We start from the raw sequence: 21,406 nt of genomic DNA on the forward strand, positions 1-21,406 counted from the left end.
CCGTGCAGGGAACCGCTCAGTCTTCCACGAGCCCCAGCCGGAGATACTCCGCGGCGTACGTCCCGTGGAGCAGGAGCGAGGCGTAGCGGGCGACGTCGCTGGGCGCCTCGGAGCTGACGATCTCGACGCGTACGCCGCGCTCGTCGGCGGCCGCGACGAGGCGCTGGCGCTGCTCGACGCAGATCGGGTCCTGGTTGCCGTCGTCGAGCACGACGAGGGTGGGCCGGGGGCCGCCCCCGCCCTCGGCGAAGGGGTCGTCGAAGACGTCGCGGGGCCGCGCCGCCTCGATGACCGGGAGCAGGTGCTCGGCGTCGCCGGCGAGCGCCGTCCGGCCGCTCGCGCGGCGCAGCGACTCCGCGACGCGGCGGGCGGCGCGGGCGGCGAGGACCGAGCCACCCCACACGAGCGGGGCGGCGTCGGCGAGTGCGATGGCGAGGATCTTGCCGGGGTTGACGGCGATGTCGCGGTGCGGCGAGCACGAGATCGCGACGTTGTCGAGGGCCTCGGCGACCAGGTCCGCGTCGGTCTCCGGGCCGAGGTCGAGCCGGTCGAGCAGGGTCAGCATGACGACCGCGACCGCGAGCTGGTCGCCGCTCGTCGTCGGCAGCACGGTGGCGTCCCGGCCGGCGGCATGCTCGGCGACCAACGACACGGGCGGGCAGGCCACGACGAGCTGGCAGCCACGGCGCACGGCCTCCGCGGCCGCGCTCGCGGCGCCGGGGTCGGAGCCGTCCGGGGCGAGCACGACGACGAGGTCGAGGCTTCCGGCCCAGCCCGGCAGACCAGGGTTGGGCCAGGCCACGAACGGCACGGGACAGAACGGCTCGAGGACGGCGCGCAGCAGCCGCGAGTCGGGGCCGGCAGCGACGACCGCGCGCGGGCGGCTGTCACGCCCGCGCTCGACCGCCTCGGCGATCGCCTCGGCCGCGCCGCCGGCCTCGCGGCGTACCCGCGCGCCGGAGTCGGCGAGCGCTCGCAGCCGCAGGTCGACGGTGGCGAGCGCCTGCTCGTCGTCGAGCCGGGACTCGTCGAACCAGGTCACGGTTGCGGGATCGCCCCGGCCGGCCGGGCCTCGTCGACGAGGAGCACCGGGATGCCGCCGCGTACGGGGTAGGCCAGCCCGCACGTGCCCTGGCAGACCAGCTCGCCCTCGCCGCCCGGACCGCCCTCGACGGGCAGGAGGTCGCCGCGGCACTGCGGGCAGACGATGATCTCGAGCAGCTTCTCGTGGAGCCCGAGGGTGGGACGGTTCCCAGTCGTCATTCCGTCGCGTCCTTCCGGATCAGGGCGAGCACGTCGTCGCGCACACGCTCCATCGTCGCGGTGTCCTTGCCCTCCGCGTTGAGACGCAGCAGGGGCTCGGTGTTGGAGGCCCGGACGTTGAACCGCCAGTCCGGGTGGGTCACGGTCAGCCCGTCGAGGTGGTCGACCTCGGCGCCGTCGACCCCGGCGTACGCCGCCTCGACCTCGGCCACCGCGGCGGCCTGGTCGGCGACGGTCGAGTTGATCTCGCCGCTCATCGGATAGCGCTCGTACGGCGCCAGCAGCTCGCTCAGGGTGCCGTCGCTCTCCGCGAGCGCCCCGAGCACGTTGAGCGCCGCGAGCAGGCCGGAGTCGGCGCGCCAGAAGTCGCGGAAGTAGAAGTGACCGCTGTGCTCCCCGCCGAACGCCGCGTTCGTCTCCGCCATGACGGCCTTGATGAAGGAGTGCCCGACCCGGGTCCGGACCGGCTTGCCGCCGAGCTCGGTGACGATCTCCGGCACCGCCCGGGAGGTGATCAGGTTGTGGATGATCGTCGCGCCGGGCTCCTTGGCGAGCATGCGTTCGGCGATGAGCGCGGTCACGGCGGAGTTGTTGACGGCCCGCCCCAACTCGTCGACGAGGAAGCAGCGGTCGGCGTCGCCGTCGAAGGCGAGCCCGCAGTCGGCACCCTCGGCCAGCACCCGGGCCTTCAGGTCGGTCAGCGTCGACTCGTCGAGCGGGTTGGCCTCGTGGTTGGGGAAGCTGCCGTCGAGCTCGAAGTACATCGGGATCAGCTCGACCTGGTCGGCGCCGATCCGGTTGAAGACGCCCGGCGCCGTGTGGCCGGCCATGCCGTTCCCGGCGTCCGCGACCACCGTCAGCTTCCTGCCGGAGACCGGCGCGAGGGAGAGCAGGTGGGCGGCGTACGCCTCCAGGACGTCGTTCTGCTCGATCGTCCCCGGCGTCGGAGCGCGGGTGAACTCGCCGGACAGGACCAGGTCGCGGATCTCGGCGAGGCCGCTCTCCATCCCCACGGGGACGGCGTAGGCACGGCACTGCTTGATGCCGTTGTACTGGGCCGGGTTGTGGCTCGCGGTGAACATCGCGCCGGGGAGCCCGAGGTAGCCGGACGCGAAGTACATCTCGTCGGTCGAGCACAGCCCGATCAGCACGACGTCGGCGCCGGCCTCGGTCGCGCCCTCGGCGTAGGCGCCGGCGAGAGTGGGCGAGCTGGGTCGCATGTCGTGCCCGATGACGATCTTCGGGGCGCCCAGGACGGTGACGAAGGCGCGCCCGGTCGCACGCGCGAGATCCTCGTCGATCTGGTCCGGGACGGTCCCCCGGACGTCGTACGCCTTGAAGACCGTGTTGACGGTGGCAGGGTCGATCCGGAGTTCGGCCATGCCCCGAACCTTAGAGCACGCGAGGGCCTACTCGGTCGTGAGGACCCGAAGGTGTCCGCGACGCAGCGTCTCCTTCGCGCCGCGCTCGGCGGGCGGGACCTGACGCGGCGCCGGCCCTGGACGCCCCGCTTCGCGCACGGCGTCGGCGAGCGCCAGCAGGTCGTCGTTGGACGGGCCGGGCTCGACGGGCTCGCGGGCCAGTCGCACGACCTCCCAGCCGCGCGGCGCCGAGAGTCGCTCGGCGTGCTCCTCGCAGAGGTCGTACGCATGCGGCTCGGCGTAGGTCGAGAGCGGCCCCAGCACGGCTGTCTGGTCGGCGTACACGTAGGTCAGCGTGCAGACCGCCTGCCGGCCGCAGGCAGTACGCGAGCAACGACGAGCTGGGGTCACGCCGTCACGCTACTCCCCCGTCGCGCGACCTCCGATTAGGCTCGCGGTCATGAGTCGGAGACGCGATCGGCACGGGCGGGGGATGCGCGGGCCGGGGGTGGTTCCGGCGGTGCCGGGGCGCCCCGTGCTTCGGACGAGGAGGGAGCGGTTCGACGACCTCGCGCTCGGGATCGTGATGGAGATCGACGAGCGCTGGCAGGACCGCCTCGGCCTGGTGGAGTACGCCGTCGAGGACACGCCGCTGGTGCCCGACGACTGGTCGCCGGACAACGTGCCGCTCGCGTCGCTCGTACGCGGGTCGGGCGCCACGCCGACCCGCCTGGTCATCTTCCGGCGCCCGATCGAGAACCGCTGCGAGACGCGCACGGACCTCGAGACGCTCCTGCTCACCGTCGTGGTCGAGCAGGTCGCCGAGCTGCTCGGCATCGACGCCGAGCAGGTCGACCCGCGCTACCAGCGCGACGTCTGACTCACCGGAGACCGGGAGCGACGCCCGGCACCTCCGCGCGCATGACGAGCTGACGGAACGGTACGACGGCGGCGCCGTGGCCGGTGAGCAGCACGGAGGCGGTGATCGCGGTGCGCTCGGGGCGCACCTCGACGAGGGCGGCGCCGGCGGGCACGTCCACGACGGCGCCCTGCTGGGGCTTGACCGCGACCCGCTTCGAGGCGAGCTCGCGGCCCGCCGCCGACCGGCTCACGACCGTCACCGCGCCGACGCCGGTGGCACCGGCGAGGGCGACCCGCTTGTCGGTCCCCTCCGGCAGCACCAGGGCCGCGGGGGTGGCGAGCGACGCGCCCGGAGCGGTGACCGCGAGGTCCCCGCCGGAGACCGTGCGCAGACCGGCCGTGATCGGACCGGTGGCGTCGACCTCGATCCCGTAGGCGTCGTCGGCGACCTTGTCGTCGAGCAGCTGCTGCAGCTCCACCTTCTTGACGGTCTCGGGCGGCACCTGGACCGAGGGCGCGTCGGCGGGCGAGAGCACCGACGTCGGCGTGACGAGCTTGACGGTCGCGGTCACCTGGCTGTCGCCGCCGTTGGCGAGGGTCAGCGTGTGGGCCTCGCCCTCGTCGGGGAAGCCCAGCAGCAGGATCCGCTTCGACGGCGCGGCCTGGCCGGGGAGCCACTCCTCGGAGCCCGAGGAGCCGGCGAGCTGGCCGGATCGGTCGCGGACGGCGACGGCGACCTGCCCGCGTACGACGGTCGTGTGCAGCGCGAGCGAGCCGAGCCGCGGGATCAGCTTTCCGAGCTCGAAGGAGCGGCTGGAGTGGCCGGGTACGGCGACGCCGCGCAGCTCGGGCACCGACATGACCCCGTTGGGCGCGAGGACGGTCACGTCGATGACGGCCGAGCCTGCGTTGGGGTTGGTCAGCTCGATGCTGGAGTTGTGGGCGGGGCCGGCGGCGACACCGGTGAACCACTGGTCCGCGACCGGCGGGGTGCAGTCGGTGGCGGCCAGCGGCCGGGACGACGCCCGCCCGGCCACCAGGCCCGGGGCGACCGCGCCCGACGCCGAGAGGACGACCTCGCCCTTGCCGGCCGACACGTCGGTGACCCGGCCCGGGCTGAGGTCGGCGGTGCCGGCGGAGGCACCGGAGCCGGCGACCTCGACCTGACCGGACTCGCGCTCCGACGACGAGGTCACGCCGATCCCGTCGTCGCCGGACATCGGCGCCGGGCAGACGACCGTCTGGCTGCGCAGCGGCGCGTCCGTGGGGCTCCGCGACTCCTGCGACCAGGCATCCGGCCTGGTCGCCAGCAGCGCGGCCGCTGCCACCAGCGGCAGCACGATCGCCAGCACCAGCGTCGCGTCGAGGCGGCGGCCGAGGCGGCCGCGGCGCACCCGGCTGTGGCGCTGGGCGGATGCGGTCCGCTCGTTCTGGTCGGGCTCGCTCATCGGCGGCGCCTCCTCTCCAGGGTCGGCACGCAGAGCACGACGACCACCACCACGCCGACCAGCTGGATCACCAGCAGGCCGATCCGCAGCCACGAGCGGTGGCCGTCGAGGGCGGGGTCGGTGGGTGCGGCGTCGAGCTGCCACGCGCGGGTGGAGCGGTCGGTCGTGCTGGCCTGGGTCAGGCCGCCGCTCGCGTCGATGCCCTCGGCGACTGAGTGGTCCGACGGCGACGGCATCACGACGTACTCGATGCCCTGCCGCGCCACCTGCTCGATCACGTCGGAGTCGGGCGAGGAGGCGAGCCGGCGTACGAGCGCCGTGAGGTCCTGGTCCTCGGGCGTGGCGGCGGTGATCTCGTCGGTCCCGAGGGTGACGCCGTCACCCCGCAGCACGGTGTAGCGGAGCCCCTCGTCGACGCTCCCGCGCAGCACCAGCACGCCCTCGACCGGGTCGTGGGTCGCGGTGTCGAGCATGTAGGACGGGACGCCCTCGTGGGCGAGCTGGTCGGCGTCGTCGGTGAGCGAGCCGTGGCCGGAGACCACGAACCAGCCGAGACCGCCCACCGCGGCGACGATCCCGACGGTGGCGACGACACCGGCGGCGATCCGCCGCCAGCCGCGGATCCCGTCGAGGAGCGCCCCCTGCGCGCCGAGAACGGCGGCCACGACGGCGGCTCCCTGGATCGCGACGAGGGCGAAGGACTGGCCGGCCGCCGCCGTACCCGCAGGGAGGTGGAGCGGCAGCCACGACAGCACCGCAGCGACGACGGCGATCACCGCACCGGCGATCCAGCACACCAGCACCGGGATCCGGGTCCGGACCGGCACCAGCGCCACGAGGGCGAGCAGCGGCAGCGCGAGTCCGAGCCACCAGGGCGCACCGAGGCCGTCGAGGCGGCCGACGAGCAGGTGGCCGCCGCTGGCGACCGGCGCCGGCAGCCGCCCCGGGTCGAGCAGCACCGCACGCCAGGCACCGTGCAGGACGGCGGGCAGCCACCACGGCAGCAGGAGCACCGGCGGCACCGCCAGCGCGGTCGCCGGCGGGCCCCACACGTCGCGGTCCTTGACCGAGCCCGGGACCAGGCGGAAGGCGATCGCGAGGACCACCCCGCCGAGCACCAGCGCGGCAAGCCAGCCGGTCGGGGCGAACGCGGTGACCAGGCTCAGCAGCAGCCCGGCCCGCCAGGCGGCACGCCAGCGCCGGTCCGGCTCGGGGTCGGCGAAGCCGAGCGCGGCGTGGACCATCCACGGCAGCAGCGCTCCGGCCACGACCGGGCCGAGCCGGCCGTCGCCCCAGGCGCCGCTGACCGCCGGGACGAGCGCGTACGCGGTCGCACCCCACAGCAGCAGCCACCGCGGAGCACCGCGGTGGCTGATCAGCCGGCCGACGACGCGGAGCAGGCGCCACGCGCCGCCGAGCGCGAGCGGGAAGGAGAGGATCATCACGACTGTGACGGCTAGCCCGGTGTGGCCGCCGAGGATGGTGGCGAGGACCGCCAGCGGAAGGACGTACGGCGGCGCGGGCACGGCCGTCCCGCCGCCGAGCGCGTGCCACGACTCGAGGTGGAGACCCCACCAGTCGGTCGCGCCGGCGGGAACGGGCGAGAGCCCGCCGCCGGCGACCGTGCCGAACGCCGACCGGGCGCCGATGATCCCGAGCAGCCCGACGAGCGTCAGCAGGACGGCGACCGGGTTGGTGAAGAACCTCACGACCCAGCCGTTCTCGACCGGGATGTCGTCCTCGTCCTGGGACTCGCGCTCGGCCTGCCGGCGGGCGGCGAACGAGGCCGGGTCGGCCTCCGCCTTCGCGGCCCGGCGACGCTCGGCGACGTCGGCCGCCTGGTTGGTCAGCGCACTGGCGACGTCGCTGACGAAGTCCAGCCCGTGCCGGTAGGGCAGCCAGGGCGGCGGCAGCAGCGCCTTCACCTTCGCCGGGTCGACGGCCGCGCGGCGCTGCCGGGACCGGCGGGCGGCGAGGATGCCGCCGAGCCGGCCGTAGACGTTGACGAGGGCGGCGAGCTCGTCGAGCGCGGCGCCGACCTCGCGGACGACCAGGAAGCCGAGCATCCGCCAGAGCGTCCCGAGCGCGAGCCGCAGCAGCATGAACGGCAGGCTGCGGGCGCGGCTGTTGGCGAGCAGCGTGTAGAGCGCCGAGCGGCGCTCCTGGTAGTGCGTGTGGCGGCCGGTCAGCGGCGTCCGGCGGACGCCGCGGTGGGCGGCCTCGGCGTGGAACACGACCGCCTGCGGCACCACGATCGTCGTGTGGCCGGCGTACGCCGCGCGCCAGCCGAAGTCGATGTCGTTGCCGAACATGGGCAGGCTCTTGTCGAACCCGCCGAGCTCGCGCAGCACCCGGCGGCGTACGAGCATCCCGGCGGTGTTCACCGCGAGCACGGTCCGGACCTCGTCGTGCTGGCCCTGGTCGTACTCCGCGCGCTCCAGGCCGGTCTCGCGGCGCCCGGTCCCCGAGATGGTCACGCCCATCTCGAGCAGGCGGCGCAGGCTCGGCCACTCCCGCAGCTTGGGGCCGAGCACGTCGGCCTCCGGGTGCTCCTCGGCGCAGGCGAGCAGCGCGGCCAGCGCACCCGGGTCGGGCGTCGAGTCGTCGTGCAGGAGCCAGACCCACTCCGGGGCGTCGGGGCCGTCGCCGAGCTGGTCGAGCGCCAGGTCGACGGCCTCCGGGAAGGAGACCCGGCCCGAGGTCCTGGTCACCACGCCGAAGGCCGCCTCGAGCAGCTCCGGCGACTCGTCCTTGCTTCCGGTGTCGATGCCGACAGCGGCCGCGATCGGAGCCTGCTGCGCCCTGATCCCGTCGATCACCGTGGGCAGCCAGCGGGCGCCGTCGTGGCTGACGAGGACCAGAGCGACCGTGGAATGCACGATCGGCAACCCTAACGGGGAGCCGAACGAACCCCTAAAAGCGCGGAAACGGCTCCGGATGCAGCAGACCCCGGCCGGGGCCGGGGTCCTGCTGCGTCAGACCGCTCGCTTCTTCAGCTTGCGGCGCTCCCTCTCGGAGAGACCGCCCCAGATGCCGAAGCGTTCGTCGTTCATGAGTGCCGACTCGAGGCACTCATCGCGCACCTCGCAGGTCTGACACACCTTCTTCGCCTCCCGGGTCGATCCGCCCTTCTCAGGGAAGAACGCCTCCGGATCGGTCTGTGCGCACAGCGCACGCTCCTGCCAGCCCCCGTCGTCGGTGCCGGGCTCGAGGAGAAACAGCTCTCTCATCGTCTTTGCCCTTTCGACCCTTGCAGTTGTGAAGTGAGGCGTCCGAGCGGCTGAACACCTGACGCATCGTCGGGCAGGTAACCGGTCAGCTCCTCGGGAAAACGACACTGATGGAATTACATGCCTGTCGCAACCGCAAGTCAACCCCCGCGTCTGGTATGGCCGACCTGTAGCACAGCCACCCCAGGGCGACCTGAGAGGGTTGTCCCATGCACGACATCACGGTCCTCTCCGGAGGCCACGGCGGCGCGAAGTTCCTCGCCGGGCTTCTTCACGGCATCCGTGCCGGCTCCCTGCCGGGGGTCTCCCCCGACGCCGAGGTGACGATCGTCGCCAACACCGCCGACGACCTGTGGATCCACGGGCTCAAGGTCTGCCCCGACCTCGACACGGTCATGTACACCCTGGGTGGGGGCCTCGACCACGAGCGCGGCTGGGGGCGGACCGAGGAGACCTGGAGCATCAAGGACGAGCTCGAGGCGTACGCCGTCCCGAACACCTGGTTCGGGCTGGGAGACCGCGACATGGCCACCCACATCGTGCGGACCCAGATGCTCGAGGCCGGCTTCCCCCTCTCGCAGGTCACCGAGGCGCTGTCGAAGCGCTGGCTCACGCCGGTGTACGGCGACGGCGTACGCCTGCTGCCGATGACCGACGACCGGGTCGAGACCCACGTGGCGGTGAAGGACGCCGACTCCCCGAGCGGCCTCCGGGTGGTGCACTTCCAGGAGTACTGGGTGCGCCTGCGTGCCGGCGTCCCGGCCGAGCAGCTCGTCTTCGTCGGCCTCGACGAGGCGACGCCCGGCCCCGGCGTGATGGACGCGATCAGCACGGCGGACCTGGTGGTGCTGCCCCCGTCGAACCCGGTCGTCTCGGTCGGCACGATCCTCGGCGTCCCCGGCATCCGGGAGGGTGTCCGCGCCACCCGGGCGGCGGTGGTCGGGGTCTCCCCTATCATCGGCGGCCACCACGTCCGCGGCATGGCCGAGCAGATGCTCGCCTCGATCGGGGTCGACGCCACCGCGGCCGGGGTCGGACTGCACTACGGCGCCCGCAGCAACGGCGGGGTCCTCGACGGCTGGCTCGTCGACAGCGCCGACGCCGACGCCCTGGAGGCGCTGCGCGCCGCCGGGCTCCGGGCCGCCGCCGTACCGCTGTGGATGTCGGACGAGCCCGCCACCGCCGCGATGGCGGCCGCGGCGATCGACCTGGTGACCGGATGACGGGCGATGTCCGGGTCGTCGCGCCGGACGGCGTCCCCGAGGTCAGGAAGGGCGACGACCTCGCCGCGCTGCTGCTCGACGCCCTCGACGGCGCCGGCTGGGACCTGGCCGACGGCGACGTCGTCGCGGTGACGAGCAAGGTGGTGAGCAAGGCCGAGGGACAGGTGCGGTCCGGCACCCGCGACGACGAGCTCCCGGGCGAGACGCGGCGGGTGGTCGCCCGCCGCGGCCGGACCGCGATCGTCCGCAACCGGCTCGGGCTGACGATGGCGGCCGCGGGGATCGACGCGTCCAACGTCGAGAGTGGGTACGTCGTGCTGCTGCCGCTCGACCCGGACGCGTCCGCCCGCGCGCTGCGGACGGCCCTGCGCGAGCGGACCGGCGCCAACGTCGGCGTCGTCGTCACCGACACCGCGGGGCGGGCCTGGCGCGACGGCCAGACCGACCTGGCCGTCGGCGCCGCCGGCCTCGTCGTGCTGGAGAGCTTCGCCGGCCGCGCCGACGCCCACGGCAACGAGCTCGTCGTCACGGCCCCGGCCGTGGCCGACGAGCTCGCCGGGGTCGCGGAGCTCGCGCAGGGCAAGCTCGCGGCGCGGCCGTTCGCCGTCGTCCGCGGCCGGCCCGACCTCGTCCTCTCGCCCGGCGATGACGGACCGGGCGCGGGCGTCCTCATCCGCGGCGAGGGGCAGGACTTCTTCGGGTACGGCGCCCGCGAGGCCGTCGTACGCGCGCTCAAGGGTGACCCGGCCGACCGCGCGCCCTTCGGCACGCCCGCGGACCCGGAGGAGATGGCCGCCGCGATCACCGACGTGACCGGGCTGCCGGTCGAGGTCACAGACGATGGGGTGAGCGTCGCCGGCGCCGATCCGGCGGTGCTCGCCGCTCTGGCGTTCGCACACGGATGGACGCTCTCCGACCCGCGATCCGGCTCCCGGGATCTTCCCGCTTCGCTGCTGCGACCAGTCACTACGTAGACTCTGCGCGTCCCGACCGCTGCCAGGGCCACTCCCCTGGCCGGAGAACGCTGAGGAACGCCGAACCGTGGCCAAGAAGTCCGCCAAGTCCGACCGCCGCGCGGTGATCGACGACATCCGCAAGAAGCAGAAGGGCGCCGAGCGCGCCCGCGGCCTCGCGATCATCGCCGTCTGCGTCGTCATCGCGGTCGGCATCGTGGTCGCCGCGGCGTTCAAGCCGATCAAGGACTCGATCCAGACCAGCTCCTACGACAGCAAGACGCTGCAGGAGATCGGCGAGAGCCCGTCGGCGGCCGGCTGCCAGAAGGTCGTCAAGAGGAAGGCGGACGGCAACCAGCAGCACATCCCGACCGGGACGCAGCAGATCTACACGACCGCGCCGGCCGCCTTCGGTCCGCACTGGAACGAGGCCAACGTGGCCCCGGTCGCCATGTCGCGGAAGTTCTACAGCCGCGACGACCGCCCCGAGCTCGAGGCCCTGGTCCACAACCTCGAGCACGGCTACACCCTGCTCTGGTACGACGACACCGTCAGCGGCTCGGAGCTCAACGAGATCCGTGCGATCGGCCGGAAGTTCCCGGGCGACGACGACTTCCGCTACAAGTTCATCGCGGTGCCGTGGACCAAGGCGGACGAGACCGAGACGACCAAGAACCGCAAGCCCGCCATCGACTGGCCGAAGGGCACCCACATCGCCTTCACCCACTGGACGGCGAAGGTCGACAGCAGCGGGAACGCGTCCGACCAGTACGGCGTCTTCCAGTACTGCTCCGGTCTCTCCGGCCAGGCGCTGAAGACCTTCATGGAGAAGTACCCCTACACCGACTCCCCCGAGCCCGGCGCGATGTGACCCGGCCGGCCCGTCAGGTCAGGTCGCCGCGGTTCTTCTCGTGCAGGCCGGCGACGATCTGCTTGACCTGCTGCGCACGCGCCCGGGTGGTGACGAGCACCGCGTCGGGGGTGTCCACGACGACGATGTCCTCGACGCCCACGAGGGCGACGGCGCGGCCGCTGCGGGTGACGACGAGGCCCGTGGAGTCGATGGCGCTCACCAGGCTGGGATCGCCGAGCACGGTCGGGCCGTCGGCGGGCGCGGTGCGGGCGTGCTCGAGCAGCGCGGCCAGCGAGTCGAAGTCTCCGACGTCGTCCCACCCGAACGCCGCCGGGACGGTCGCGACACGGCCGGCATCGGCCGCCGGCTCGGCCACGGCGTTGTCGAGCGCGATCTTCGGCAGCGTCTCCCACAGCTCGCCCAGCCGCTCGGGCTCGGCGGCGATGGCGCGCAGCGCGGCGGCGAACTCCGGGTGGTTGTCGGCGAGCAGGTCGAGCAGCACCCGCGGGCGTACGACGAACATGCCGGCGTTCCACCGGTAGCCGCCCTTCGCGAGGTACCGCTCCGCGATCTCGACCGAGGGCTTCTCGACGAACTCCTGCACGACGTAGGCGCCGTCGTGACCGGCGAGCGGCTCGCCCTCGCGGATGTAGCCGAACGCGGTCGAGGGGAACGTGGGCTGGATGCCGAGCGTGACCAGCCAGTCCTCGGCGGCGATCTCGGCGGCGGTGCGCACCGCGGCGGTGAAGACCTCGGTCTGGGTGATGACGTGGTCGGCCGCGAAGGACCCCATGATCGCGTCGGGGTCGCGCTGCTCCAGTACCGCGGCGGCGAGGCCGATGGCGGCCATCGAGTCACGGCCGGACGGCTCGGCCAGGATGCAGTCGGGCGCCAGCTCGGGCAGCTGCTCGCCCACGGCCTCGCGGTGCACCTCGCCGGTGACGACGAGGAAGCGGTGGTCGGCGAGCGGTACCAGGCGGTCGTAGGTCTCCTGGAGGAGGGTGCGTCCCGATCCGGTCAGGTCCCGGAGGAACTTCGGGGCGGCCGAGCGCGACAGCGGCCACAGGCGGGTGCCGGCGCCGCCGGCGGGGATCACGGCCCAGAAGCTCATGCCGCCACCTCCGTGAGAAGACAAAGACGATACGGGGGCGGCGCCATGAGCCGCCCGATGGTCGCTCGCTGACGCTCGCTCATGTGCCTCAGCCTAGGAGAAGACCGCGACCGCCGATAAGGAATGCTGAGGGTCTGTGAGCGACCCCACGATCTTCCCCCAGGCCCTCGACCGCGCCCTGCGCACCGACCCCGGACGCCCGTTCGTCACTTTCTACGACCTCGCCACCGGCGAGCGGGTCGAGCTCTCCGTGACGACGTACGCCAACTGGGTGGCGAAGGCGTCCGGCCTGCTCGTCGACGAGCACGGCCTCGAGCGCGGGCAGTCGCTGCGCATCGACCTGCCGCCGCACTGGCTGTCGGTGGTGTTCCTCGGCGCCGCCTGGAACACCGGCCTCGTCGTGACCGACGCCGACCTGCCCGACGCGGTCGTCTGCGGACCCGAGACCGTCGCCTCCTGGTCGGCCTCCGGCGTCCTCACCCTCGCCTGCTCGCTGCTCCCCCTCGGCGTCCGGTTCGCCGATCCGCTGCCCAACGGCGCCCACGACGTCGGCGTCGAGATCTGGGGCCAGCCGGACGCGTTCACGCCCTGGGACCCGCCGGCACCGGAGGACCCGGCGACGAGGTGGGCCGACGCCGAGACGACCCAGGCGGAGCTGTGGGCGGCGGCTGCCGCCGGTGCTTCGGGGGCGCCCGGCGACAGCCGCCTTCTGACGGAGGCAGATCCCGCATCGGTGCGGGGCACCGCGTCCGTCACAGAGCCGCTCCTGGGTGGCGGCTCGCTCGTCCTGGTCGCCCACGCCGACGCCGTCGAGCCCGACCGGCTGGAGTCGATCGCCGCCAGCGAGCGGGTCACGGGTCGCTTCCCGCGCGCGGGCGACCAGGGATCTGTGGGGTAGAGGGCCTCGGTCGACGCGTCAGTCGATGAGGTCGTAGCTGTTTCCTCCCGGGCCGAGGTAGACGCGGTCCGAGACCTTGAGATCCGACCGGCGCTGCAGCGCGTAGAGGTCACCGGTCTTCTTCTCCCGGACCACGAGGTCGGACCCGCTGCCGCCCCTCAGGTCGCGTACGCCGATGACCAGGTTGTAGCGGCTGACGCCGATCCCCACGCTCACCGGGTTCATGAGCCCGCCCGGACCGTTGCCCGGGTAGAGCGTCAGCCTGTCGTCGGCACGGAAGAGGCTGTCCGGCGCCCCGTCCCCGTTCCAGCGCCCGGCCGGGATCTGCGCGGAGGCGCTGATCGCGCTGTGGGAGACGTACGACGCCCCGAGCCCCTTGGTCCCGCGGCCCGGCCAGATCCGCAGCTTGCCGTTGACCATCTGGCCCTGGATGTCGGGGTAGCCGTCACCGGTGATGTCTCCCGCGACCACCGGCCAGCGGACGTTGCCGAACCCGGTGGCGAGCTTCACCGCGGGCCGGAACCGGCCGTTCCCCGTCCCCCGGTAGAGGTACAGCACGCCGGATGTGTTGCGGGTGATGAAGTCGCCGTGCCCGTCGCGGTCCCAGTCCCCCGCGACCATGATCCGGGTGATGTTCGGCAGCGTCAGGCCGGTGTCGATCGGCGGCGCCAGGTTGCGGCGGCCGTTGCTCGGCACGATGCCGAGCTTCGTGCCGGTGCGGACCAGGAGGTCCGGGATCAGGTTGCCGGCCATCTGCGCCATGCCGATCACCGAGCCTGCCGACCGCATGGCCACGTACGGGCCGAGCGGCTTGCCGAACCCGCCCTTCCCGTTGCCCGGCAGCGTCCAGCCGCGGCCGTCCTTCGTGCGGGCGAAGAGGTCGTTGTCGCCGTCGTTGTCGATGTCGCCGTACCCCGTGATGCCGGCGTACGACGACCAGCTGTTGGTGGTGGCTGCGATGGCCGTCGGGGCGCCGAAGGTCCCGTTGCCGGCCCCCCGGAAGAGGTAGAGCCGGCCGTCCTTGCGGCCGACCAGGTCGGCCCTGCCGTCGCCGTCGAGGTCGCCCGACGCGGCGAGCAGGCCGAAGCCGGCCAGCGAGCGGCCGGTCTGGACGTGGGTCCGGAAGCCGCCCGTGCCGTTGCCCAGGAAGTACGTCAGCGCGCCGGTCGTGGTGGTGCGGCCGACGAGGTCGTTCTTGCCGTCGCCGTTGAGGTCGCCGACGGCGGTCGCCAGGTCGCGGCCGACGAAGGCCTTGGGCAGGTGGGACACCGCCTCGCCGAACTTCCCGCCGCCGAGCCCCTTGCGGATCAGCGAGGTGCCGTTCTTGTAGATCACCAGCAGGTCCGGCCTGCCGTCACCGGACAGGTCGGGCGAGAGGACGAACCGCGCGGTGTCCGACACCCCGGTGGTGGTGTCCTTCATCGCGGCGTACCCGGCCATGCCACCGGTCGGGATGACGAAGATCCGCTTGTCGCTCGCGCGGCGGGCGACGAGGTCGGGGTACTTCGTGGCGGCCAGCTGGGAGTCGAGCTCGCGGCCGGACCAGCCCTTCTGCAGCGACGCGGCGATCCGCCGGATGTCGGGGATCCGGGCGTAGAGGTAGCGCCCCGGACAGGCGGTCGCCTTCGTGTCGCGGTGGCCCTCGATGGCGTGCGGGAAGACGCGGCCGCCGATGCGGACGTTGGTGGCGTTCGCGTTCACGCCGTGCAGCGCGAGCTTCCAGGCGAACAGAGCGCCGTACGCCTGGATGAGGGCGCTGCTGGGCTTCGCGGTCTCGAAGTTGCCGATCGCCGCAGCGCCGAACCCGTAGTCGTTGTAGTTCTCGGTGTGGGCGCCGACGACCGGCCGTGCGACCCCGCCGTACCTGCCTTCCCAGATCCGGCCGAACTTGTCGAGCAGGAAGTTGTAGCCGATGTCGCGCCAGCCGCGGCTCTGCACGTGGTAGGCGTAGATGCTCCGGATGATCCCGGGGACCTCCGCGCGGGTGTAGTCGTTGGCGTTCACCGTGTGGTGCACGAAGCCGCCGTGGATCTCGTAGTAGCTCGCCGGGATCTGCTCCCGGAGCCGCTCGTTGGCGCCCCACTGCGCGCGGCTGTAGATCTGCGGCTTCGGGGTGTACGCCGCGGCCGCGAGGACCGCGTCCTCGCTGCTCGAGTCGGCCGCGTCGCCGGTGTCGGCGCCTGTCGCGGGTGCCGAGGTCGTGTGCGTCGACCCGGATCCTGCGCTCTCGGCAGGCTCGCTCGCGTCACCGGTGTCGATCGAGGGCCGCTCGGACTTCGTCGCGGTCGGCGTGCCCGGGTCGATGATCGCCAGCTTCAGGTCGGCGGGGACGTCGGTGCCGGTGACGGTCAGCCGCGCCTGGACCCGGTCGACGTGCCCCACGAGCCCCTCGATGGTGCCCGGGCGGGCGGCACGGCCCTCGGCGCTCGAGGGGTCCGGGCCGTCGTCGTCGTACTCGAGCTTCTTCCAGCGGCCCCAGATGCCGTCCTTCTCGGTGCGGACGGCCACGCGCACCGCCGACGGCGCGAGCCGGTCGCCGTGCGACCACGTCACCCCGACGACGCCGAAGCCGCTCACCGCCTGCGGCTCACTCGTGATCACCGTCCTCTTCGCGGTCGGCCGGGCCGCCGTCGCCTCGCCCGTCGTCAGGCGCGGGAGCAGCGCACGGCCCGTCGTACCCGACGTCGCCTTCGGCAGCGTCCGCGGCGTGAGCGCGACCTCGCGTACGTCGGCCGAGACCGGCCCCGCCGGCACCGTGGACGGAGTGTCAGAGGCCTTGATGTACGCCGCCATCGCGGCCGCCGGTCCCACGAGGGTCTGGCTCGCGCCGCCCGGCGCCTGCTTGACGACGTCGAGGCTGACGACGCTGGCCGCGGGGATCAGCGCGGCGAAGACGGCGCCGAGCACCAGCAGCTGCTGGCAGGTCGCGACGAACCGGGTCCGCCCGGCGTGCCGCCGGTCGTCCTTCGTGGGGTGCATGGGTTGCTCCGGGTGTGCGGGGAAGAGTCACACGAGGGCTCAACTTTCACACCTGTCACAACCGGTTGGAAAGGGTTCGTGAGTAACTACAGAGGTGTAATTTCCAGTCGACACGCCGATTACCTGAGATTGGTCGAGAGGTCTTGGTGGGCGGCCGGCCCGGCCCGTCGGACGGAGCGCCTCGTCGCAGGCGACGACCCGCGCGTGTCACGTCACTCGAACGGTGCTGTGGTACGGCGCGGGATCGACGCACGCTCCTCCGGCGCCCCGGCCGACGGTCCGGGCCGACTGCGCGCGACACCTCTCAGCCGATCGCAGGCCACTCGGGAGGTGACAGGCCCCGGGGCGGCTAGATGTCCGCGCCGAGCTCGGCGTCGTCGAGGTCGAGCTTGTCGAGCTCGTCGGGCTCGTTCTCGTCGTCGTCGCCGTACTTGAGGTACTTGATGCCCGCGTCGACGTCGCCGTCGAAGCCGAGCTTGCCCTGCTCGAGGACGAGGACGCGGTCGCACATCCGCTTCACGGAGGCGGCGGCGTGGCTGACGTAGAAGATCGTCCGGCCGCTCTTGCGGATCTCCTCCATGCGGGCGAGGCACTTCCGCTTGAACGGCTTGTCCCCGACGGCGAGCACCTCGTCGGCGAGGAAGATGTCGGAGTCGACGTGGACGGCGACGGAGAAGCCGAGCCGGGAGTACATCCCCGAGGAGTAGTTGCCGACCGGGGTGTAGAGGAAGCGACCGATGTCGGCGAACTCCACGATGTCGTCGAAGATCCGGTCGGTCTCCTTCTCGGAGAGACCGTAGATCGCGGCGTTGAGGTAGATGTTGTCCTTGCCGCTCAGCTGCGGGTGGAACCCGGCGCCGGTGGCGATCAGGCCGGCGATCCGGCCGCGGGTCAGCACCTGGCCGCGGTCGGGCCGCATCACGCCGCTGATCATCTTGAGCAGCGTCGACTTGCCGGAGCCGTTGAGCCCCATCAGGCCGATGGACTCGCCCTGCTCGACCGAGAAGGACACGTCGTCGATGGCCATGAAGCGGTCGCTGACGTCCTGGCCCTTCATCATGGCCACCGTCATCTGCTTGAAGGTGCGGTGGTAGCGGAGGGTGAACTCCTTGGAGACGTGCTCCACGCGGATCGACTCAGCCATTCATCGACTCCGGGATGCGGTTCTCGAACTTGTTGAACACCAGCTGCGCGATCACGAGGACGACGAACGAGGCGCCGAGAGCGGCGAGTCCGTCCAGCCACAGGTGGCTCGGCATCCCCTGGGCGAGGGTGCGGTCGGGGTCGGACGTCGTCTGCACCCAGAACGCCCGCTGGAACAGCAGCACGGCGTTGGCGATCGGGTTGAGCATGTAGTACTGCGCCAGCTCGCCGAACTTCGAGTAGATCATCTCGTAGGAGTAGATCATCGGGACGCCGAAGCGGACGAAGTTCGTGAGGATGTGGACGGCGCTGCCGAAGTCGCGCCAGAACACGTTGGCGACGCTGAACAGCAGGGCCAGGGCGGTGCCGAGCACCATGATGATCCCGAGCCCGAGGAGGACGCCGAAGAGGGTGCCGAGGTCCGGCATCCACCCGGTGCCGAAACAGGCGATCAGCAGGATCAGCGACGCGGGCAGCACGTGGTAGAGGGAGACCAGCATGGCCGCCACCGGGAACATCTCCCGCGGCATCGCCATCTTCTGCACCAGGCCCTTGTTGCGCATGATCGAGCGGGTGCCGGCGCCGAACGTCTCGGTGAAGAAGTGCACGACGATCATCGCCGAGAAGACGTGGACCGGGTAGTTCTCGACATTGTGGTGCGCGCCCATGATCCGGCCCATCACGAACCAGTAGATGAAGAACTGGCTGAGCGGGTTGATGTAGGACCACAGCAGCCCCATGACGGAGCCGGCGTACCTCGCCTGGATCTCGCGGCGTACGAGCAGCCGCAGCAGGTAGCGGCGCTGGAAGACCGAGAGCAGGCCGAGGTTGGCCGCGGGCGGCGCGAGCGGCGCGTCGACGACGCGGACGGTGTGCTCGGCCTCGGCCGGCGCCTGCGTCTCAGTCATCGCTGGGCTCCATCCACGGTCGGAACGTCTCCTCCCACGCCTCGGGCGAGGTCACGTCCTCCAGTTTGGCGCGGTACTCCTCAGCCAGGCGCGGCCACTCCCGGCGGAGCCGGGTGTGGATCTCGACCGTCTTCTTCAGCAGGTCCCGGAAGAGCTCGGGGTCGCGGTGGTAGAACGCGGCGCTCTGGCCGTCGTTCATGGAGACGACGACCGAGTCGTACTTGGTGATGCGGTACCACTGCGAGTCCATGGCGGGGAGCTCCGCCTCGGGGAACGTGCGGGAGAGCTCGCGCGGCTTGCGGATCTGCCGCAGCGGAGCCTTCAGGGCGGCCAGCCTGATCTGCCAGCCCTTGAGGACGTCGTCGTCACCGCGTCCCTTGCGCGGGGGCTTGTGCCGGCGTACGGGCGGGAAGGCGTCGCGGTCGACCTCGAGGCGCGCGTCCTGGAACTGCTTGACGCGCTCCCGGACCTCGGCGAGCTTCGTCGGCAGCTGGTCGTGGAGCCCCTCCGGGCCGGCGAGCACGTCGAGGAGCGCCTGGTGGCGGATGGCCACGGTGGAGTACTGCATCGAGACCAGGTGCTTGATCTGGTGGTTGAAGCTCTCGGTGACCATCCGGCCACCGCGCGGGTAGATCGAGTGCAGCAGCGCCGCGACGAACCGGTTGCGGTGGTGGAAGTAGGACTGCCAGTCCAGCGCGTCGTTCTTGTCCGTCCACGGCACGTGCCAGACGGCGGCACCGGGGAGCGACACGGTCGGATAGCCCGCCTCCTTGGCGCGCAGGCCGTACTCGGAGTCGTCCCACTTCAGGAACAGCGGCAGCGACAGCCCGATCTCGGCGAGCACCTCGCGCGGGATCAGACACATGAACCAGCCGTTGTAGTCCACGTCGACCCGCTTGTGGAGCCAGCGCGTCGAGCGGAGGTTGCGGGCCGAGAAGTCCCAGCCACCGAAGACGCCCGGGGCCGAGCCCCACCAGAACGTGTAGGGCTGGACGACCTCGCCGAAGCTGTGGAGCTGCGCGCGGGCGTAGATGTTGAACATGTGGCCGCCCACGAGCGTCCGCTTCTTGCACAGGTCGCCGAAGGTCACCGCCCGGATGACGCCCTCGGGCTCGCAGACCACGTCGTCGTCCATCATCATGGCGTACGTCGCCGTGCCCTTGCGCAGGGACTCCAGCTGACCCCGGGCGTAGCCGCCCGAGCCGCCCAGGTTGCCCTGCTCCACGACCCGGAGGACGTCGCCCAGCGCCTTCTCGGCCGCCGGGAAGTACTCGGAGTCCTTCACCAGGTCGGTGCCCTGCTCCATCACGTAGACGGTGTCGAGGTAGGGACCGAGCACGTCGTCGTCACCGAGCTGGCCGAGGAGCTTCGCGCAGAAGTCGGGCCGGTTCATGGTCGTGATGCACAGGTCGACGGTGCCGTGCTCGGCCCGGTCGTCAGGCACCTCTGCGGTCCACTCCGCCGACTCGACCACGACCTCGTGGTCGGAGGCGATCACGTCGTACCAGTACCAGCCACCGTCGACGAACGGCTTCAGGGTGAGCTCGAAGGTGAAGGTGGTCGGTCCCGACTCCTCACCGGTCGAGGCCGAGTCGACCTGCTGGGTGCGGCCGCTCGCCTGCGACTTGTAGACCACGACGCGCGCATCCTGACCCGTGACCGTGACGGTGAGGGTCACCGCCGTGACGACGGTGTAGCGACGCCAGTAGCTGGCCGGGAACGCGTTGAAGTAGGTTCCGAAGGAGAGCGAGCCGCCCGGCTCGAGCCGCAGCGTGGTCCGCGACACGATCTGGTCGGGGTGGATGGTCTTGCCGGACGCGATCGACTGCCGCATCTGGAAGGCGTTCAGGTCACGCGCCTGCTTGTTGGCGCCCACCTCGTACTTGTCGGCGTCGAGGATCGCGGGCTCGGGGTCGACGTAGAGCGGGAAGACCTCGAGGTCGCCGTCGGTCGGCAGGATCTGGCGCTGGAGCAGTCGGGTCGCCATCAGTCGTCAACGCCTCCGCTGGTCAGCGGCGCGCCCTGGTCGAAGTGCGGCCGCAGCTTGTTCTCGTACATGGACAGCGCCGACGCGATGGCCATGTGCATGTCGAGGTACTTGTACGTGCCGAGCCGCCCGCCGAACAGCACCATCGGCTCCTTCTTGGCAAGATCACGGTACTTCAACAGCTTCTCGCGATCCTCGGCTGTGTTGATCGGGTAGTACGGCTCGTCGCCGTCCTCGGCGAAGCGGCTGTACTCGTGGACGATGACCGTCTTCCCGGGCAGGTGGGTGCGCTCGGGGTGGAAGTGCTTGAACTCGATGATCCGGGTGAACGGCACCTCCTGGTCGTTGTAGTTGACCACGCCGGTGCCCTGGAAGTCGTCGACGCCCTCGACCGACTCCTCCAGGTCGACGGTACGCCAGGAGAGCCTGCCCTCGGAGTTGCCGAAGTACTCGTCGACCGGGCCGGTGTAGACGATCGGGACCCGGCCCTTGAACTCGTCAGCGACGTCGAAGAAGTCGGTCTCCAGCCGCACCTCGATGTTGGGATGGTCCGCCATCCGCTCCAGCCAGGCGGTGTAGCCGTCGACCGGCAGGCCCTCGTACTTGTCGTTGAACCAGCGGTTGTCGAAGGTGTAGCGGACCGGCAGCCGGGTGATGATGTCGGCGCTCAGCTTGGTGGGGTCGGTCTGCCACTGCTTGGCGGTGTAGCCCTTGATGAACGCCTCGTAGAGCGGACGCCCGATCAGGCTGATCGCCTTCTCCTCGAGGTTGGTCGCGTCCTCGGTGCGGATCTCGCTGGCCTGCTCGGCGATCAGCGCGCGCGCCTCGTCGGGGCTGTGCGACTTGCCGAAGAACTGGTTGATGAGACCGAGGTTCATCGGCAGGGAGTAGACCTGCCCCTGGTACTTCCCGAAGACCCGGTGCTTGTAGTCGGTGAAGTCGGTGAACCTGTTGACGTACTGCCACACCTTCTCGTTGGAGGTGTGGAAGAGGTGGGCGCCGTACTTGTGCACCTCGACCCCGGTCTCGGGCTCGCGCTCGCTGTAGGCGTTGCCACCGATATGGGGCCGGCGCTCGAGGACGAGCACCCTCTTGTCCTGCTCGGCGGCGACGCGCTCGGCGATCGTCAGCCCGAAGAAGCCGGAGCCGACGACGACGAGGTCGGGGAGATCTTGGTGAGGCACGGCA

Annotated in this window: 18 protein-coding genes; 5 read left to right on the forward strand and 13 right to left on the reverse strand. The window is 71.7% G+C overall.

The features are described from left to right. Positions 1-16: 16 nt before the first annotated feature. From ABLE53_RS16215 to ABLE53_RS16230, 4 genes are read right to left on the reverse strand one after another with little or no spacing between them, the layout of a single operon-like run. Positions 17-1,042 carry an SIS domain-containing protein gene (locus tag ABLE53_RS16215; RefSeq protein ID WP_348860066.1) on the reverse strand — a complete coding sequence of 342 codons (1,026 nt, stop codon included), beginning with the start codon at positions 1,040-1,042 and terminating at the stop codon, positions 17-19. Further along, entirely contained in the window at positions 1,039-1,263 is a 225-nt protein-coding gene (locus ABLE53_RS16220; RefSeq protein WP_348860067.1) for a Trm112 family protein, read from the reverse strand. Before ABLE53_RS16220 ends, ABLE53_RS16215 begins: the two co-directional genes overlap by 4 nt. Further along, a complete protein-coding gene (locus tag ABLE53_RS16225) occupies positions 1,260-2,645 on the reverse strand; it encodes a phosphomannomutase/phosphoglucomutase (protein WP_348860069.1) in 1,386 nt (461 codons plus the stop codon). The genes ABLE53_RS16220 and ABLE53_RS16225 overlap by 4 nt, the downstream gene beginning before the upstream one ends. Before the next feature lie 27 nt (positions 2,646-2,672). After that, a complete protein-coding gene (locus tag ABLE53_RS16230) occupies positions 2,673-3,035 on the reverse strand; it encodes a DUF3499 domain-containing protein (protein ID WP_348860070.1) in 363 nt (120 codons plus the stop codon). 49 nt (positions 3,036-3,084) lie between these two features. Between ABLE53_RS16230 and ABLE53_RS16235 the strand changes: the two genes are divergently transcribed. Continuing rightward, entirely contained in the window at positions 3,085-3,504 is a 420-nt protein-coding gene (locus ABLE53_RS16235; RefSeq protein WP_348860071.1) for a metallopeptidase family protein, read from the forward strand. A 1-nt stretch (position 3,505) separates the two neighbouring features. On the opposite strand, the gene ABLE53_RS16240 is transcribed toward ABLE53_RS16235, so the two are convergent. The 3 genes from ABLE53_RS16240 to ABLE53_RS16250 form a co-directional block, all read right to left on the reverse strand. Beyond that, positions 3,506-4,933 (reverse strand): DUF5719 family protein, encoded by a 1,428-nt coding sequence (locus ABLE53_RS16240; protein ID WP_348860072.1) that lies wholly within the window; start codon positions 4,931-4,933, stop codon positions 3,506-3,508. Further along, positions 4,930-7,812 carry a glycosyltransferase gene (locus ABLE53_RS16245; protein WP_348860073.1) on the reverse strand — a complete coding sequence of 961 codons (2,883 nt, stop codon included), beginning with the start codon at positions 7,810-7,812 and terminating at the stop codon, positions 4,930-4,932. Before ABLE53_RS16245 ends, ABLE53_RS16240 begins: the two co-directional genes overlap by 4 nt. A 96-nt stretch (positions 7,813-7,908) precedes the next feature. Continuing rightward, a complete protein-coding gene (locus ABLE53_RS16250) occupies positions 7,909-8,163 on the reverse strand; it encodes a WhiB family transcriptional regulator (RefSeq protein WP_348860074.1) in 255 nt (84 codons plus the stop codon). Positions 8,164-8,372: 209 nt separating this feature from the next. On the opposite strand from ABLE53_RS16250, the gene cofD reads away from it, so the two are divergent. From cofD to ABLE53_RS16265, 3 genes are all read left to right on the forward strand, one after another. Continuing rightward, positions 8,373-9,386 carry a 2-phospho-L-lactate transferase gene (gene cofD, locus ABLE53_RS16255; protein ID WP_348860075.1) on the forward strand — a complete coding sequence of 338 codons (1,014 nt, stop codon included), beginning with the start codon at positions 8,373-8,375 and terminating at the stop codon, positions 9,384-9,386. After that, positions 9,383-10,360, forward strand: a complete 978-nt coding sequence (locus ABLE53_RS16260) for a coenzyme F420-0:L-glutamate ligase (RefSeq protein ID WP_348860077.1) — start codon at positions 9,383-9,385, stop codon at positions 10,358-10,360. The genes cofD and ABLE53_RS16260 overlap by 4 nt, the downstream gene beginning before the upstream one ends. Positions 10,361-10,427: 67 nt before the next feature. Beyond that, a complete protein-coding gene (locus ABLE53_RS16265; RefSeq protein ID WP_348860078.1) occupies positions 10,428-11,210 on the forward strand; it encodes a DUF3105 domain-containing protein in 783 nt (260 codons plus the stop codon). Positions 11,211-11,223: 13 nt separating this feature from the next. Here ABLE53_RS16265 and ABLE53_RS16270 read toward each other — a convergent pair whose 3' ends face one another. Continuing rightward, positions 11,224-12,303 (reverse strand): mannose-1-phosphate guanylyltransferase, encoded by a 1,080-nt coding sequence (locus ABLE53_RS16270; RefSeq protein WP_348860079.1) that lies wholly within the window; start codon positions 12,301-12,303, stop codon positions 11,224-11,226. A gap of 136 nt (positions 12,304-12,439) precedes the next feature. On the opposite strand from ABLE53_RS16270, the gene ABLE53_RS16275 reads away from it, so the two are divergent. Then, the gene (locus ABLE53_RS16275) at positions 12,440-13,201 is read left to right on the forward strand and encodes a TIGR03089 family protein (RefSeq protein WP_348860080.1); all 762 of its coding nucleotides are present in this window, start codon (positions 12,440-12,442) and stop codon (positions 13,199-13,201) included. An 18-nt stretch (positions 13,202-13,219) separates the two neighbouring features. On the opposite strand, the gene ABLE53_RS16280 is transcribed toward ABLE53_RS16275, so the two are convergent. From ABLE53_RS16280 to glf, 5 genes are all read right to left on the reverse strand, one after another. Further along, positions 13,220-16,180, reverse strand: a complete 2,961-nt coding sequence (locus ABLE53_RS16280) for an FG-GAP-like repeat-containing protein (protein ID WP_348860081.1) — start codon at positions 16,178-16,180, stop codon at positions 13,220-13,222. Between the two features lie 349 nt (positions 16,181-16,529). Further along, positions 16,530-17,324: an ABC transporter ATP-binding protein gene (locus tag ABLE53_RS16285; RefSeq protein ID WP_348860083.1), complete on the reverse strand. Its 795-nt coding sequence runs from the start codon at positions 17,322-17,324 to the stop codon at positions 16,530-16,532. After that, a complete protein-coding gene (locus tag ABLE53_RS16290) occupies positions 17,317-18,231 on the reverse strand; it encodes an ABC transporter permease (protein ID WP_348860084.1) in 915 nt (304 codons plus the stop codon). Before ABLE53_RS16290 ends, ABLE53_RS16285 begins: the two co-directional genes overlap by 8 nt. Continuing rightward, positions 18,224-20,218: a glycosyltransferase gene (locus ABLE53_RS16295; protein ID WP_348860085.1), complete on the reverse strand. Its 1,995-nt coding sequence runs from the start codon at positions 20,216-20,218 to the stop codon at positions 18,224-18,226. Before ABLE53_RS16295 ends, ABLE53_RS16290 begins: the two co-directional genes overlap by 8 nt. After that, entirely contained in the window at positions 20,218-21,402 is a 1,185-nt protein-coding gene (glf, locus tag ABLE53_RS16300) for a UDP-galactopyranose mutase (RefSeq protein ID WP_348860087.1), read from the reverse strand. The genes ABLE53_RS16295 and glf overlap by 1 nt, the downstream gene beginning before the upstream one ends. Between the last annotated feature and the right edge of the window lie 4 nt (positions 21,403-21,406).

The sequence above is a fragment of the Nocardioides asiaticus genome, from assembly GCF_040049175.1.
In the GTDB taxonomy this organism is placed as follows: Bacteria; Actinomycetota; Actinomycetes; order Propionibacteriales; family Nocardioidaceae; genus Nocardioides; species Nocardioides cheoyonin.